Annotated in this window: 14 protein-coding genes; 13 read left to right on the forward strand and 1 reads right to left on the reverse strand. The window is 66.4% G+C overall.

Annotated features, from left to right (window positions below; all coding sequences use genetic code 11):
- Positions 1-27: 27 nt before the first annotated feature.
- The 7 genes from ybgF (at position 28) to GD606_RS13660 (ending at position 6,224) form a co-directional block, all read left to right on the forward strand.
- Positions 28-1,341: a tol-pal system protein YbgF gene (gene ybgF / locus GD606_RS13630; protein ID WP_246299090.1), complete on the forward strand. Its 1,314-nt coding sequence runs from the start codon at positions 28-30 to the stop codon at positions 1,339-1,341.
- Between the two features lie 20 nt (positions 1,342-1,361).
- Positions 1,362-2,726: a DNA-processing protein DprA gene (dprA, locus tag GD606_RS13635; protein ID WP_246298795.1), complete on the forward strand. Its 1,365-nt coding sequence runs from the start codon at positions 1,362-1,364 to the stop codon at positions 2,724-2,726.
- Positions 2,708-3,067 (forward strand): hypothetical protein, encoded by a 360-nt coding sequence (locus GD606_RS13640; protein WP_163301017.1) that lies wholly within the window; start codon positions 2,708-2,710, stop codon positions 3,065-3,067. Before dprA ends, GD606_RS13640 begins: the two co-directional genes overlap by 19 nt.
- Positions 3,068-3,070: 3 nt before the next feature.
- On the forward strand, positions 3,071-3,910 hold the full coding sequence (locus GD606_RS13645; RefSeq protein WP_163301018.1) for an HDOD domain-containing protein: 840 nt from the start codon (positions 3,071-3,073) through the stop codon (positions 3,908-3,910).
- A 103-nt stretch (positions 3,911-4,013) separates the two neighbouring features.
- The gene (locus tag GD606_RS13650; protein WP_374190859.1) at positions 4,014-5,021 is read left to right on the forward strand and encodes a GGDEF domain-containing response regulator; all 1,008 of its coding nucleotides are present in this window, start codon (positions 4,014-4,016) and stop codon (positions 5,019-5,021) included.
- A 34-nt stretch (positions 5,022-5,055) separates the two neighbouring features.
- A complete protein-coding gene (locus tag GD606_RS13655; protein WP_246298796.1) occupies positions 5,056-6,036 on the forward strand; it encodes a tyrosine recombinase XerC in 981 nt (326 codons plus the stop codon).
- Positions 6,033-6,224, forward strand: a complete 192-nt coding sequence (locus GD606_RS13660; RefSeq protein ID WP_163301020.1) for a hypothetical protein — start codon at positions 6,033-6,035, stop codon at positions 6,222-6,224. Before GD606_RS13655 ends, GD606_RS13660 begins: the two co-directional genes overlap by 4 nt.
- Before the next feature lie 17 nt (positions 6,225-6,241).
- Here the strand turns inward: GD606_RS13660 and GD606_RS13665 are convergent, their stop codons facing one another.
- Positions 6,242-6,475, reverse strand: a complete 234-nt coding sequence (locus GD606_RS13665; RefSeq protein WP_163301021.1) for a hypothetical protein — start codon at positions 6,473-6,475, stop codon at positions 6,242-6,244.
- 176 nt (positions 6,476-6,651) lie between these two features.
- Here GD606_RS13665 and GD606_RS13670 point away from each other — a divergent pair, with 176 nt between their 5' ends.
- From GD606_RS13670 to GD606_RS13695, 6 genes are all read left to right on the forward strand, one after another.
- Positions 6,652-7,818 (forward strand): homocysteine biosynthesis protein, encoded by a 1,167-nt coding sequence (locus tag GD606_RS13670; protein ID WP_163301083.1) that lies wholly within the window; start codon positions 6,652-6,654, stop codon positions 7,816-7,818.
- 491 nt (positions 7,819-8,309) lie between these two features.
- Positions 8,310-8,636 (forward strand): FmdB family zinc ribbon protein, encoded by a 327-nt coding sequence (locus GD606_RS13675; RefSeq protein WP_163301022.1) that lies wholly within the window; start codon positions 8,310-8,312, stop codon positions 8,634-8,636.
- A gap of 52 nt (positions 8,637-8,688) precedes the next feature.
- Complete coding sequence (purB, locus tag GD606_RS13680; protein ID WP_163301023.1) at positions 8,689-9,981, forward strand: adenylosuccinate lyase; 1,293 nt, start codon at positions 8,689-8,691, stop codon at positions 9,979-9,981.
- A gap of 263 nt (positions 9,982-10,244) precedes the next feature.
- Positions 10,245-10,808, forward strand: coding sequence for an orotate phosphoribosyltransferase (gene pyrE / locus GD606_RS13685; RefSeq protein ID WP_163301084.1), 564 nt, complete (start codon positions 10,245-10,247; stop codon positions 10,806-10,808).
- On the forward strand, positions 10,808-12,556 hold the full coding sequence (locus tag GD606_RS13690; protein WP_163301024.1) for a L,D-transpeptidase family protein: 1,749 nt from the start codon (positions 10,808-10,810) through the stop codon (positions 12,554-12,556). The genes pyrE and GD606_RS13690 overlap by 1 nt, the downstream gene beginning before the upstream one ends.
- A 98-nt stretch (positions 12,557-12,654) precedes the next feature.
- Positions 12,655-13,410 carry a hypothetical protein gene (locus GD606_RS13695; RefSeq protein ID WP_163301025.1) on the forward strand — a complete coding sequence of 252 codons (756 nt, stop codon included), beginning with the start codon at positions 12,655-12,657 and terminating at the stop codon, positions 13,408-13,410.
- Positions 13,411-13,451: the final 41 nt, after the last annotated feature.

The following is a 13,451-nucleotide window of genomic DNA, read 5'->3' on the forward strand; positions in this document are numbered from 1 at the left end:
TGGGGCAGAGGGTGTTTTTTGGCGCTTGTGGTTCTGTCTTTCGCCGGGTGCCGGACCACCGGCCCCATCGCCCAGTCCAGCACGGATTTTCGCCTGCAAAACATTGAGGCGGCCCTGGTCAAGATCCAGGGCGAGGTCCAGGCCCTGGAGTCCAAGCAGGCTGCGGGCGACAAGAACTGGGGCGAGGTGCGGGCCAAGCTTGACGAGTTGGCCTTGCTTTTGCGCTCCCGCACCGGCGAGGCCGGGGCCGCGTCCGTGCAGGATGCGCCGCCGCCCTGGGCCGGACAGCCCATGGCCGCCAATCAGGCCGCCGCGTCAAAGGCTACTACCGGGCCGGGCGAAAAAAACGCCGTGCCCTACGCGCCTCCCGGCAAATCCGCCGCCCAAAACGGCAAGGGACAACCCGCGCCGCCGTCCGATGTCGGGCGTCCCTTCCCGGCCGTTCCGCCCGGCCAGACGGCCCAGGCCGTCCAGGCCGCCGCCTCGGTCGAGCCCACGCCTCCCCCTGCCCAAAAAAATCAGGAACCTGCGCCGCAAAGCCCAGCCGCCGAACTGGCTGCTGCTGGCCTGTCCGCCCCGGCCCCGGTGTCTGCGGCCACGCCCGGCGGAAATCCGGCCAAGGCCTGGGAGCTCCCCGGCCCCGGCGAATCGTCCGCCAAGGCCCAGGCGGCGGCCGTGGAGCCTGCGCCAGCGGCTGTGACGCCAGCCGCGCCGTCCGCGCCGCCAGCCATGCCGCCCGCGTCATCCCTTTCGCCTTATCCGGCCGTGCTGCCCCCGGTCGGCGAAGGGGCGGCCCAGACGCCCATCCCCCCAGCTGCGGCCACCCCGGTGGCCACGGCCGTCCAGGCCGCCGCACCCGCCCCCGGCCGGGCCCCCACGCCCTATGCCGCGCCCTCCGGCCCTGCGCCGTCCGCTGCTCCGGCCGCTCCGGCCGCGGTCGCGCCTGCGTCCGGCAAGCCCTCACCAGGCGAGGAGGCCGACTACAACCGGGCCCTCAAGCTGGCCCTAAACGGCAAACCCCGCGAGGCCAGCGCCGCATTTGGCGAATTTTTGACCCGCCATCCCCACAGTCCCCTGGAGCCCAACGTGCGCTACTGGATCGGGGAGAGCGACTACAACCAGGGCAACTTCTCCCAGGCCGCCCAGAGCTTCACCGACGTCAGCACCCGCTACCCCGGACACCACAAGGCGGCGGACTCCCTGTACAAGCTGGGCATGGTTCAGGAGAAGCTGGGGAACACGGCCGCCGCCCGGACGGCCTACGAATCCCTGATCAAGGACTATCCGGCCTCGGAACTGACCGGCAACGCCAAACGCAAACTCGAACAGCTCCCCCGGTGAGCGCCAAGGTCGCATCCCCCATGGGCAATCCGCAACCGCCCGTCCAGGCCTCGCCGCACGAGTCCTGCGCCATGCCCTCCCCGGCCGAGTCGGACCACGAATTCAAGGCCTGCCTGGCCCTGCGCCACTGTCCGGGCATCGGCCCCAAAACCTGGAAACGCCTGTTTTCCGCCTTCCCCAGCGCCCGGGAGGCCTGCCGACGCCACGCCGAATGGACACAGATGCGCCTCGTGGACGCCCGGGCCGCCGAATCCTACGCCCGGGGCCGGTACCGTCAGGCGGCCATGGCGGAATACGACGCGGCCCGGGAAAAAGGCCTGCGAACCGTCACCTTTTTCGATCCGGATTTTCCCGACCCCCTGCGCCACATCCCGGACCCGCCGCTTCTGTTGTACGTGGTGGGCGACGTCTCGCTTTTGCACTCCCCGGCCGTGGCCCTGGTGGGGGCCAGGCAGTGCTCCCGCTACGGATTCGACGCGGCCATGCGGCTGGGGCGCGATCTGGCCCGGGCCGGGGTGGCCGTGGTTTCGGGCCTGGCCCACGGCATCGACCGTCAGGCCCATCTGGCCGGGTTGTCCGAGGTGGGGGGATCCATCGCGGTCCTGGGAACGGGCATCGACCTGGTCTATCCCGACTCCAACATGGACGTGTGGAAGGCCCTGGCCGCAGCCGGGCTCATCGTCTCGGAATTTCCCCCCGGCGCCCATCCCTGCCCGGGGCATTTTCCGGTGCGCAACCGGATCATCAGCGGCCTGTCCCTGGGCGTTACGGTCATCGAGGCCGCAGGCAGAAGCGGCAGCCTGATCACCGCCAAGCTGGCCCTGGAGCAGGGCCGCGAGGTCTTCGCCCTGCCCGGGCCGGTGCATCTGCCCACCTTCGAAGGCTGCCACAGGCTCATCAAGGAAGGGGCGCTTCTGGTGCAAAACGGCCAGGACATCCTAGAGGCCCTGGCCCCCCGGCTGGCGGAGTATGTTCGCCGCCCCCCCCTGCGCGCCCCGGAGGACGCCGCCCCCGCCGGGTCCGACCGCAGCCTGCGCGAACGCCCCGCCGTCCGGCCCCTGCCTCCGAGCCTGCCTCCCGAGCGCGTGCCGCCTCCGGCCGCCGACGCCGTGGCCCCTGCCCCGCCTCCGCCACCCCCGGCGCCCCCGCCACCCCCTCCTCCGGCCGCCGACCTCACGGACCTGGAGCGCAGCATCCTGCGCCTGTTTTCGGACGGCGCGCGGCTGCACATGGATGCCGTGGGCCAGGAACTGGGGCTGGCCAGCCATGTGGTCAGCCGGACCCTGGTCGGGCTGGAACTCAAGGGGCTTGTGCGAAAATGGCCGGGAATGTACTACGGCCTGGAGCAGATGGAGACCCCCCCGCCATGCAAAAACTCCCGTTAAGCCTTGCCCGCCCGGGCATGGTTCTGGCCAAGGCCGTGGCCCGGGCCGACGGCATTGCCGTGGCCGCCCAGGGCACGGAACTGTCCCAGGCCCTGCTCGACCGTTTCGACACCATGGGCGTGGACGCCGTGGTGGTGGAGGGCAATCCCGTGGACCTGGAGGGCGCGGCCGGGGACATGTCCTACGAAAAACGGGCCGAGCGTCTGGACCATCTTTTCCGCAAGCATGCCGGGGACAAGTGGATGCAGCAGATCAAAAAGCTCCTCTACGACTATTTCAAGCTCAAGGCGGCGGGGCTGGCGGCGGCCAGGGCGGCGGCCGAGCCGCCCCGGGAGGGCTAGGCCATGGCCGAGGATCTGCGCACCGAACGAAAAGGGCTCATCCTGGCGGTCAAGGATCTGCCCACCCTGCCCAAGGTCTTGGACGAGGTGGCCCGGCTGGTGGAGCGTTCCGACTCGTCCACCGACGAGGTGGCCAAGCTCATCGCCATGGACCAGGTGCTTTCAGCCAAGGTCTTGAAGATGGTCAACTCGCCCATCTACGGTTTTCCCGGGCGCATCAGCTCCATCCAGCACGCCCTGGTGCTTTTGGGGTTCAACGTGCTGCGCGGCATCATCGTGTCCACGTCGGTCTTCGAGATCATGAGCGAGAACATGGTGGGGCTTTGGGAGCACAGCCTGGGCGTGGCCCTGGCCAGCTCCACCGTGGCCCGGGCGGCCGGGCTTCGCGACCCCGAGGAATATTCCGTGGCCGGGCTTCTGCACGACCTGGGCAAGGTGGTGGCCACGGTGCAGTTGCCCGAGCTCAAGGGCGAGATCGAGCAGGCCGTCAAGGCCAGGGATCTGATGTACATCGAGGCTGAAAAGGAAGTCCTGGGCTTTGGGCACGACCGCATCAACGCCTGGCTGGCCGACCACTGGAAGCTGCCGCCCAATATCAAGGAAGGCCTGTCCTACCACCACAAGCCGCAACTGGCCCGGCTCTATCCGGACATGGCCTGCGCCGTGCATGTGGGCGACTTCATGGCCCGGGTCTTCGAATACGGCTTCGGCGGCGACGACAACGTGCCCTACCTGCAGCCCGAGGCCTTAAAGCGCCTGAAGCTCAAACCGGCCGACGTGGAAGGCATCCTGGGCCACTTAAGCGAGCAGTTCCTGGAAATCTCCGACCTGTCCTTCGCCTGATGCCGCGCCCGGGCGAATATGGCTGCGATGTTTTGAGAAAGGGCTTCGATTTGCCGGATTCCGCGCGTCTGCAGAGGCGGTCGGCGAGGACGCCATACCACATATGACCACGGACACGGATACCCTCCCGGCCGGGTTCGGCTTCACCCGCCCCCAGCTCGTCACGCTTCTGACCCCGGACGCGGATTTCGCCGCGCTCATGCAGGGGATGTGGCCCGTGTCCGTGATGCAGGTCAGCCACTTCACCCGGGGCCGCCGGGCCATCGAAACCCTTTTCAACGACCCGCCAGACCTGCTCATGGTGGACGGTGAGCTTTCCGACATGCCCGGGCTCGATGTGGTAAGCCTCGTGAAAAGCGAGAATGTCTACCGCCAGCTTCCGGTCATCTACGTCATCAGCCACGAGGAACTGGAATCGGGGCGGGACTGGCTGGCCGCCGAGATCGACGATTTCCTGGCCCGCCCCCTGCGCCCGGCCGAAGTGCGGGCCCGGGTGCTCCTGACCCTGGCCCGGGCGTCGCGGTCCTTCGACGCCAACCCCCTGACGCGGCTGCCGGGCAACACCTCCATCATCCACCGCATCCAGGAGCTCATCGACCGCCGCGAGGACTTCGCCCTGGTCTATGCCGACCTGGACCATTTCAAGTCCTTCAACGACAAATACGGCTTTTCCCGGGGCGACGAGGTGCTCATGATGACCGCCCGGGTCATCGTCAACACCATCCGCAGCCTCCCCGGCATCCGGTCCTTCGTGGGCCATGTGGGCGGCGACGACTTCGTGTTCATCGTGCCGCCGGAGGTGGCGGAGACGGCCTGCCAGCGTCTGGTGGCCACCTTTGACGGCATCGTGCCCAGCTTTTATGATCCCGAGGACCGGGAGCGCGGCGACATCCGGTCCACGGATCGGGAGGGGCATCTGCGCACCTTTCCGCTCATGGCCATCTCCCTGGCCGTGGTCTTTAACCGCGACGGCAGCCTCAAGCACTACGGCGAGGCCTCCCAGATCGCCATGTCGCTCAAAAAAAAGGCCAAGGAAAACCCCAAAAGCTGCTATGTCCTGGACCAACGGCGCGGGGACGCCCCGCCACCCCCATCGGACCTCCCCGACTGACGCGGGAGACGGCCCGCTCCGCCTGCCGGACACCGTGCAGGGCTTCGTGGACTACCTGGCCGGGCAGAAGGGCTATTCTGCGGCCACGGTGGCGGCCTATGCCGGGGACGCGGCCCAGTTCGAGGACTATCTCGGCCGCCGGGGCCTGACCCTGGCCGACCCGTCTGCGGTGACCCGGGACCATGTGCGCGGCTTCCTGGCCGAACTGCACCGGATGCGCCTGTCCAAGACCTCCATGGGCCGCAAGCTCTCCAGCCTGCGCGGCCTGTTCCGGCATTTTTTGCGCAGGCGGCTGGTGGCCGCCGATCCCCTGGCCGGGGTGAAAAATCCCAAAAGCGAGAAACGCCATCCCGGTGCGCTCAACGCCGACCAGGCCAAGTCCCTGGTGGAGATCGGCGACGCCATGGACCCCCGGGCCGTGCGGGACATGGCCCTGGCCGAACTGCTCTACGGCGGGGGGTTGCGCGTCAGCGAGGCCGTGTCCCTCGATCTTCTGGACGTGGACCTGTCGCGGGGGGTGGCCCGGGTCATGGGCAAGGGCGGCAAGGAGCGCCTGGCCCCGGTGGGCGAGGCGGCCAAACGGCGTATGTTGGACTATCTTGCGCTGCGGGGGGCCTTTTCCCCGGGGCCGGGCGAGAAGGCCTTTTTTCTGGGCTCGCGCGGCGCTCGTCTGAACCGGCGGCAGGCGGGGCGCATCCTTGCCGACATGGCCGCGCAGGCCGGGCTTCCCCAGCGGGTGCATCCGCACATGCTGCGCCACAGCTTCGCCACCCACATGCTCCAGGCCGGGGCGGACCTGCGTAGCGTGCAGGAATTGCTCGGGCATTCCCGGCTGGCCACCACCCAACGCTACACCCACCTGGATCTGACCCGGATCATGCAGACCTACGACGCGGCCCATCCCCTGGCTGCGGCCGGTCCCGGGCATGCGCAGGGCCGGGCAGATGCGGCCCCGCCCACGACCGACGGCGAAACGTCCGGCCCGGCGGCAGGGGGAAGGCGGGGACGGAAATGAGCTGGGGAGACCGGTTGGGCGGTTTGTTTCGGGGCCGCAGGCCGCGCCGCCCCATGCCCCCGGGACGGCTGGCGGCGCTATTCGTAATGTTTCTGGCCCTTTTGATCTACCAGCGCGACTACATCCTGCTGGCCCTGTCCGGGGTGGGGCTGATCATCTACGGTTTTTTGACGCGGCATCGGGACTGAGCCGGGGCGCTGTCGGCCTATTTCCCGGGCTTGTTCTGGGTGCGTTCCTCGCCGGTTAAGTGGTTCATGGAGAATCCGCCCTGGTAGATGACGCCGGTGGTGGTGTCCACCACGTATTCCAGGTCTCCGGTGGAGATGTAGGCATAGCGGCCGATGTCCCGTTTCTGGTCGTAGATGCGCAAAAAGGCGGCCACGGCCACGATCAGGGCGATCTTGAACAGCATGTCCACGAGGGTTTTTAGGGTGTCCATGGGGCTCTCCTTGGGGGGCGGTGTACGAGCCTGCCCGGGGCGAGGTCAAGGGGCCGGGCGGCGCATCCCCGGGCCGGGAGAAAAAAATTGCCATCGCATGCGAAATCAGCCACCATACGCCCCCTTGCGGGACTGCCGCAGGCAGATCCCAAGCCATGAACGAAGCGAGCGCCGCCATGTCCCATGAAGTGACCAAGACCATTTCCGAAATCAACGACCGCATCCGGTCGGGCAAGGCCGTGGTGGTCACCGCCCGGGAGATGACCGACATCGTAGGCCGACTCGGCAAGGTCAAGGCCGCCCGGGAGGTGGACGTGGTCACCACGGGCACGTTTTCTCCCATGTGCTCGTCGGGGATGCTTTTCAACTTCGGGCAGGAACCGCCGGTGATGCGGGCCTCCAAGGTCCGCCTGAACAACGTCCAGTGCCATGCCGGACTGGCTGCCGTGGACGCCTACCTGGGCTGCACCGAGACCCGGCGCGACGACCCCTTAAACAAGGTCTATCCCGGCACGTTCAAGTACGGCGGCGGGCACGTCATCGAGGATCTGTTGCGCGGCAAGGCCGTCAGGCTGTGGTGCGAGTCCTACGTCACGGACTGCTACCCGCGCGCCGCCCTGGAGAAGGACGTCACCCTGGCGGGCCTCAAAACCGCCATGCTGCTCAATCCCCGCAACTGCTACCAGAATTACAACGTGGCCGTGAACCTCACCAGCCGCATCATCTATACCTACATGGGGCCGCTCAAACCGGGGGCCAAAAACGCCAACTTCGCCACGGCCGGGGCCCTAAGCCCCCTTTTCAACGACCCCTATTTCCGGACCATCGGCCTGGGAACCAAGATATTTCTGGGCGGCGGCACGGGCTACGTGCTCGGGGCCGGCACCCAGCACGACCCCAAGCCCAAGCGCACGGAACGCGGCATTCCCCTTTCCGCCGCAGGCACGCTCATGGTCCGGGGCGACCTCAAGGGCATGAACCCCCGGTATGTGCGCGGGGTGAGCATTCTGGGCTACGGCTGCTCCCTGGCGGTCGGCGTGGGCATCCCCATTCCCATCCTCAACGAGGACATGGCCTTTTTCACCGGCGTGTCCGATGCGGACATCCTCATGCCGGTCAAGGATTACGGCCACGACTATCCCCAGGGCATCCCGCGTGTCCTTGGGCATGTGAGCTATGAGGAGCTGTTGTCGGGCAGGGTGAAGATCAACGGCGCGGAAACGGCCTCCGTCCCCCTGACCAGCCTGTCCATGTCCCTGGAAGTGGCCCAAAAGCTGAAGGAATGGATCGAGAAGGGCGAATTCACCCTGACCGAGGCCCAGGAACGGATCGTGTCCGAATAGGCCGGACATGGGATACCGTGTCTTTACAAGGCAAGCGAACTGGAATATGATGCGAGGTTCGCTTCAAAGCGATAATTCCCCAAGGAGGACGACATATGGCCCGCCACAAAAGGCATGAACGGAAAAAGGAACTCGACCGCCGTCGCCGTCGCCGCCAGGAGCGGCTCAAGGAGCGCATCCGCGAGGCCAAGGCCGCCAAGAAGTCCTAGCGGTTTTTTCGCACCCCGGCGCGGCAGGGCTCAGGCCTTGGCGGGGTGGCGCGTGTTTTCGTGGACAAGGTGATCCGTCCGGGGGAGGCGTTCATGCCCCGGGCGGTTCTTTGGCATCCCTCCCGCTACGTCGGCGCGAGGGGGCCTTTTTTGCCTGAACACTGCGGCCGCCGCCGTCTAGGCCGGGCGGTCGAAACGTCCTGCGTCCCTGTCGCGCCTTGGCTGTCGCCCCGGGTTCGGGCGGCCAGGGGTGGCGACGTCCCGTATCGTTGGAGCCGTTCCATGCCCATCTACGAATACTGCTGTCCCCAGTGCGACCACCAGTTCGAGGAGTGGCAGAGGGGATTCGAGGAAAAGACCCTGCCGTGTCCCCTGTGCGGCGCGCAGGCGTCCCGCGTCGTGTCCGGTTCAGCCTTCATTCTCAAGGGATCCGGCTGGTACGCCACGGACTATGCCGACCGCAAGCCAGCCGTGATCGACAAATACAGCGGGAAAAACAAGAAGCCCGCCTGCAAGCCCGTCGAGGTTCCAAGCCTCGCCAAGAACCCGTCCGCGCCGTCTGGGCCCAAAACGCCGCCCGCTTCGGGAAAGACCGCCAAGAAACCCTGACGCGGCGTCCCGCCCAGGCCGGAACAGACGATCCCAAGGGGGATGCCGCACCATGATCGAACGCTATACCCGCCCGGAAATGGGCGCCTTGTGGACCCAGGAGAACCGCTTTCGCGTCTGGCTCGAGGTGGAGCTGGCCGTGTGCGAGGCATGGTGCGAGCTTGGGGTCATCCCCCCGGAGGATATGGAACACATCCGGCGCACCGCCGATTTCGACGTGGACCGCATCCTGGAGATCGAGGAGCTCACCCGGCACGATGTCATCGCCTTCCTGACCGCCGTGGAGGAGAAGGTCGGGCCGCCCGCCCGGTTCATCCATCTGGGCTGCACCTCCTCGGACATCGTGGACACGGCGGGCGGGGTGCTTTTGACCCGGGCCGGGGCCATCATCCTGCGCGGCATGGACGCCCTCTTGGACGTCTTGCGGGACATGGCCCACCGCTACAAGGGCCTGCTCATGATCGGGCGCACCCACGGCATCCACGCCGAACCCACCAGTTTCGGACTCAAGCTGGCCGGATTTTACGCCGAATTCGCCCGGCACCGGGAGCGGGTGGCCGCTGCGGTGGAGGGGGTGCGCGTCGGCAAGATCTCCGGGGCCGTGGGCGGTTACGCCCACCTGGACCCCGAGGTGGAGCGGCTGGCCTGCCAACGGCTGGGCCTTGCCGCCGATCCCATCTCCACCCAGATCGTGCAGCGCGACCGGCATGCCGCGTTTTTTACCGCCCTGGCGCTTTTGGCCGGGGGCGTGGAGCGGCTGTGCGTGGAGTTGCGGCATATGCAGCGCACCGAGGTGCAGGAGGTGGAGGAAGGGTTCGGCAAGGGGCAGAAGGGGTCCTCGGCCATGCCGCATAAAAAAAATCCCATCTCCGCCGAGAACCTGACCGGCCTTTCCCGGCTGGTGCGTTCCAATTCCCTGGCGGCCATGGAAGACATGGCCCTGTGGCACGAGCGCGACATCTCCCATTCCTCGGTGGAACGGGTCATCATGCCCGACTCCACCATCCTCGTGGACTACATGCTGTCCCGGCTTACGGGAATCCTCAAGCGGCTTGTGGTCAAGGCCGACAACATGCGCCGCAACATGGAGGCCTCCTTCGGGCTGTTTTATTCCCAGCGCGTGCTGTTGGCCCTCATCGAAAAGGGCATGGATCGCCAGAAGGCCTATGAACTCGTGCAACGCATCGCCATGCGCTGCTGGAACGAAAAGACCCAGTTCCCCGACGCCGTGCGGGAGGACTCCGACATCGCGGGGCTTCTCGACCATGCCGCTCTTTCGGACCTCTTCAACCCGGCCTATTATCTGCGCCATGAGGACACGGTCTTTTCCCGGATTTTCTCCTGAATCGGCAGGCTCTTCCGGAAACCCGGCCCGGGCCGGACTCCTGAAGACCAAGGGGCCGGGGGGCGTTGTCCCCGCCCCGGGGCGGGGCCTGGGGCGGCAGCCCAATGCCGTCGGGACGGCAGCCCGGGGAAACTGGGGCATCCCGCCAGGAATTGTTGAGGAAAGAGCTTTTCAAACGTGAGGGACTTTTATAATGGTGAAGCGGAGAATGGGGCAGGGATATGCTTTGCGGGCCGATTTACGAGGGATATCCGGGCATGACCATGAAAGTTAGACTGGCGCAATTGCTCTTGGAGAAATCCTACATCGAGGGCGAGGTGGTTCTCACCTCGGGCAAAAAAAGCGATTACTATTTCGATTGCAAACAGACCGCCCTGCATCCCGAAGGCGCGTATCTGCTGGGGAATCTGTTCCTGGACATGCTGCCCGAGAACATTTCCGGGGTTGGCGGCATGACGCTCGGGGCAGATCCCCTGGTGACGGCGGTGTCGGTGGTGTCCCAGGTGCGGGGACGGCCGCTGCCGGGATTCATCGTGCGCAAAAGCCCCAAGGGGCACGGCACGAACCAGTATCTTGAGGGCATGGCCAACTTTGCGCCCGGTGATCGGGTTGTCCTTTTGGAGGACGTGGTGACCACCGGCGGCACGCTGCTCAAGGTCATCGACCGGGTGACCGACGCGGGCCTGGTGGTGGCGGGCGTCCATTGCGTGCTGGACCGTGAGGAAGGCGGCGCGGACACCCTTGCCGCGCGGGGATTCGTATTGCGGGCCATCTTCACCCGGCGCGATCTTCTGGCGGCTGGAAGCGCGTCGCACGAGGCTGGATAATGCGCACAGCGCTTGCGGCCATAATTCTCGCGATCAGCCTTTTCCCGTCGACGGGATGGTGCGAGGGGTGGCAGGCCCCCCTGACCGATTCCGACAAGGGCCCAACGCGGTTCGTGGCCATCGACAAAAACTCCCAGATGTTTTTTCTGCTTGAGCGCAAAAGCCCCCTGCACGTGGTGGAGAAGATTCCCTGCACCACCGGGCTGCTCCTTGGCGACAAGCTCAAGGAAGGCGATCTGCGCACCCCCGAGGGCGTCTATTTCATCACCTCGCGCCTGGACGGGGGGCTTGACTGGGAGCAGTACGGCGACTTGGCCTTTCCGCTGAATTTTCCCAATCCCGTGGACATCATCAAGGGCAAGACCGGCCACGGCATCTGGATCCACGGCCGGGGCAACACCATCACCCCCTACGAGACCAAGGGCTGCGTGGCCCTCAACACCCCGGACATCCGGGGCCTGGACGCCAAGCTTGAACTGCGCATGCCCGTGATCATCGGCAACCGCGTCAGTCTCGACAAGTCCCCCGAGACCCTCGCCCGCGAGGCGGACGAGGTGGTGGCCGCCACCCATGCCTGGGCCAAGGCCTGGGAATCCAAGTCCGAGGCCTTTTTTGAATGGCACGACCCCCAGAAGTTCGCCATTTCCCAGGGGCAGCCGTTTTCCGCCTTCCGCAGCCAGAAAGAGGGGCTTTTCAAGAAGCTGCCCTGGATCCTGGTGGCCGTGGAGGATGTGCGCGCCGTGGCGGGCCCGGACTACTGGGTCACCTATTTCATCCAGTTCTACCGGTCCCCGTCGCTGATTTCCCAGGGCGTCAAGCGCCTGTATTGGCAGAAAAACGACAAGAACAAATGGGCCGTGGTGGGCATGGAGTTCGAACAGATGGAGCCCACCCTGGCCGGGAAGTATGTCAAGCCGGGACAGGTGGTCCTGGCCGCCGCAGAGACCGGCGAGCGGGAACGGGTCACCCCGGTCCTGGACAAGACCAGCGAGGAAGACCTGCGCTCCGCCACAGACGCCGCGCCTGCCGCCTACGCCCCGTCCACGGCGGCGGCCCATGTGGCGGCGCCGGAAGAATCAGCGGTCGCCGTCGCCCCGGCCCTGCCCGCCAGCCCGAGCCAGGCCGGACGCATGGCCGCTTCCCAGGCTGCGCCGCCCCAGGCTGCGCCGACCCCACCGGTTGTGGCCGAGCAACCCCTGTGGGCGGACGCCGCCGGTCCCCGGCCGGGATCGCTTTTCGTCTCCACCGTGCCGCCGCTTCCGGCCAAGCCCGTTTCCGGGGCCCTGCCCACGGTCATCCCCACGGTGGAGCCGCCGGTGCAGGAGATCGTCGTGGCCGCGATTCCTGAAAAGGGGCCGGTGAAGGGCGCGGAGAAAATCGCAACGGATGCCGCCCCCCCTGCGGGCCGGGGACAGGTGGAGGCGCTTCTCGAGAGCTGGCGCGCCGCCTGGGAACAGGGCGACGTGAACGCCTACATGGCGTTTTATGGCGACCGCGCCGTACAGGGCGACCGCCGGGGCCTGGACGCCATCCGGGAGCATAAGATTTCCTTGTGGGCCGCGCGCCCGCCCAAGCAGGTGCGCCTGCAGGATCTCCGCATCACAGAGCGTAAAAACGGCTGGCGTGTGGAGTGCATCCAGCAGTACGAAAGCAAGGATGGCTTTGCCGACAAGGGGATGAAGCGGATGGTGCTGGTGAAGGCCGGTCCCCGGATCATCATTGTCGATGAGCAGTGGAGCGCCCTGTAGGCCGACAGCCCCTGTCCAGGCGAGGTCTGACGGCGTCTGCGCCCGCAACGGCGGCGGAACCTTGGCCACGGCACGTTTTTCAAGGAGCAGATAAACATATGGCGTCCGGCGGAAAAATCAGCATTCTCATCATGCGCGACGACGCCGGCGTGCGGCGCATGCGGATAAGCCCCTTCTGGATCCAATCCGGGCTGTGGGCCGTGGTTTTTCTGATTTTGGCTGCGGCCTTGTTTGCCGCCGGGGCCATGTACTACCGGGGCATCGTCGCCGAGTCCGAACGCGCCGCCCAGGATGCCCGGCGGTTGGCCACGGATGCCGCAGACCGCCTCAAGCGTCTGGACGAGATCGAAACCATCCTGCGTTCCAAGGACGCAACGGAATTGCAAACCCTGCTTGGCTCCTACAATCCCGATGCGGCCGCCTGGTGGAAGTCAGCCGTGGAGCCCCAGGCTGCGCCTGCGACCCCGGAAAAAACCGATACCGCCGCGACGAAAATCGATTTGCGCAAGCTTCTGGACAAGGTGGATCTCAATCAGGCGGGTGTGGACAACTTCAAATCCAAAGTTGAAAACGGCAAGCTGACCGTCAGTTTCGACCTGAGCAACCTCTCCCCGCAAACGGCCCTGTCCGGGAAGGCGGAATTGCTTGTTTTGACCAACGACGGCGTGTTGCATCCCCTCAAGGCCGACAAGGACGAACTGACCTTCCAGATCCAGCGCTTCAAGCAGGTGGCCGTACACCTCGCCCTTCCCCAGGGCGTCAATCCGGCAGACATGTATGGCCTGCGCATCACCATCGCCGATCCGGCCGGGAAGACCGTCTACAACGCCGTGTATCCCGTCGAACGGCCGTAAGCCGCAGCCGTACCGCCGCCGCGTTTTCGGCAGAGGCGAAC

Source organism: Desulfolutivibrio sulfodismutans DSM 3696 (assembly GCF_013376455.1).
Classification (GTDB): domain Bacteria; phylum Desulfobacterota; class Desulfovibrionia; order Desulfovibrionales; family Desulfovibrionaceae; genus Desulfolutivibrio; species Desulfolutivibrio sulfodismutans.

Excerpts from the sequence above, each read along its gene's own strand:
- dprA (WP_246298795.1), top strand. The coding sequence starts at position 1,362 with ATGGGCAATCCGCAACCGCCCGTCCAGGCCTCGCCGCACGAGTCCTGC.
- GD606_RS13640 (WP_163301017.1), top strand. The coding sequence starts at position 2,708 with ATGCAAAAACTCCCGTTAAGCCTTGCCCGCCCGGGCATGGTTCTGGCC.
- GD606_RS13645 (WP_163301018.1), top strand. The coding sequence starts at position 3,071 with ATGGCCGAGGATCTGCGCACCGAACGAAAAGGGCTCATCCTGGCGGTC.
- GD606_RS13650 (WP_374190859.1), top strand. The coding sequence starts at position 4,014 with ATGACCACGGACACGGATACCCTCCCGGCCGGGTTCGGCTTCACCCGC.
- GD606_RS13660 (WP_163301020.1), top strand. The coding sequence starts at position 6,033 with ATGAGCTGGGGAGACCGGTTGGGCGGTTTGTTTCGGGGCCGCAGGCCG.
- GD606_RS13665 (WP_163301021.1), bottom strand. The coding sequence starts at position 6,475 with ATGGACACCCTAAAAACCCTCGTGGACATGCTGTTCAAGATCGCCCTG.
- GD606_RS13670 (WP_163301083.1), top strand. The coding sequence starts at position 6,652 with ATGTCCCATGAAGTGACCAAGACCATTTCCGAAATCAACGACCGCATC.
- GD606_RS13675 (WP_163301022.1), top strand. The coding sequence starts at position 8,310 with ATGCCCATCTACGAATACTGCTGTCCCCAGTGCGACCACCAGTTCGAG.
- purB (WP_163301023.1), top strand. The coding sequence starts at position 8,689 with ATGATCGAACGCTATACCCGCCCGGAAATGGGCGCCTTGTGGACCCAG.
- pyrE (WP_163301084.1), top strand. The coding sequence starts at position 10,245 with ATGAAAGTTAGACTGGCGCAATTGCTCTTGGAGAAATCCTACATCGAG.
- GD606_RS13690 (WP_163301024.1), top strand. The coding sequence starts at position 10,808 with ATGCGCACAGCGCTTGCGGCCATAATTCTCGCGATCAGCCTTTTCCCG.
- GD606_RS13695 (WP_163301025.1), top strand. The coding sequence starts at position 12,655 with ATGGCGTCCGGCGGAAAAATCAGCATTCTCATCATGCGCGACGACGCC.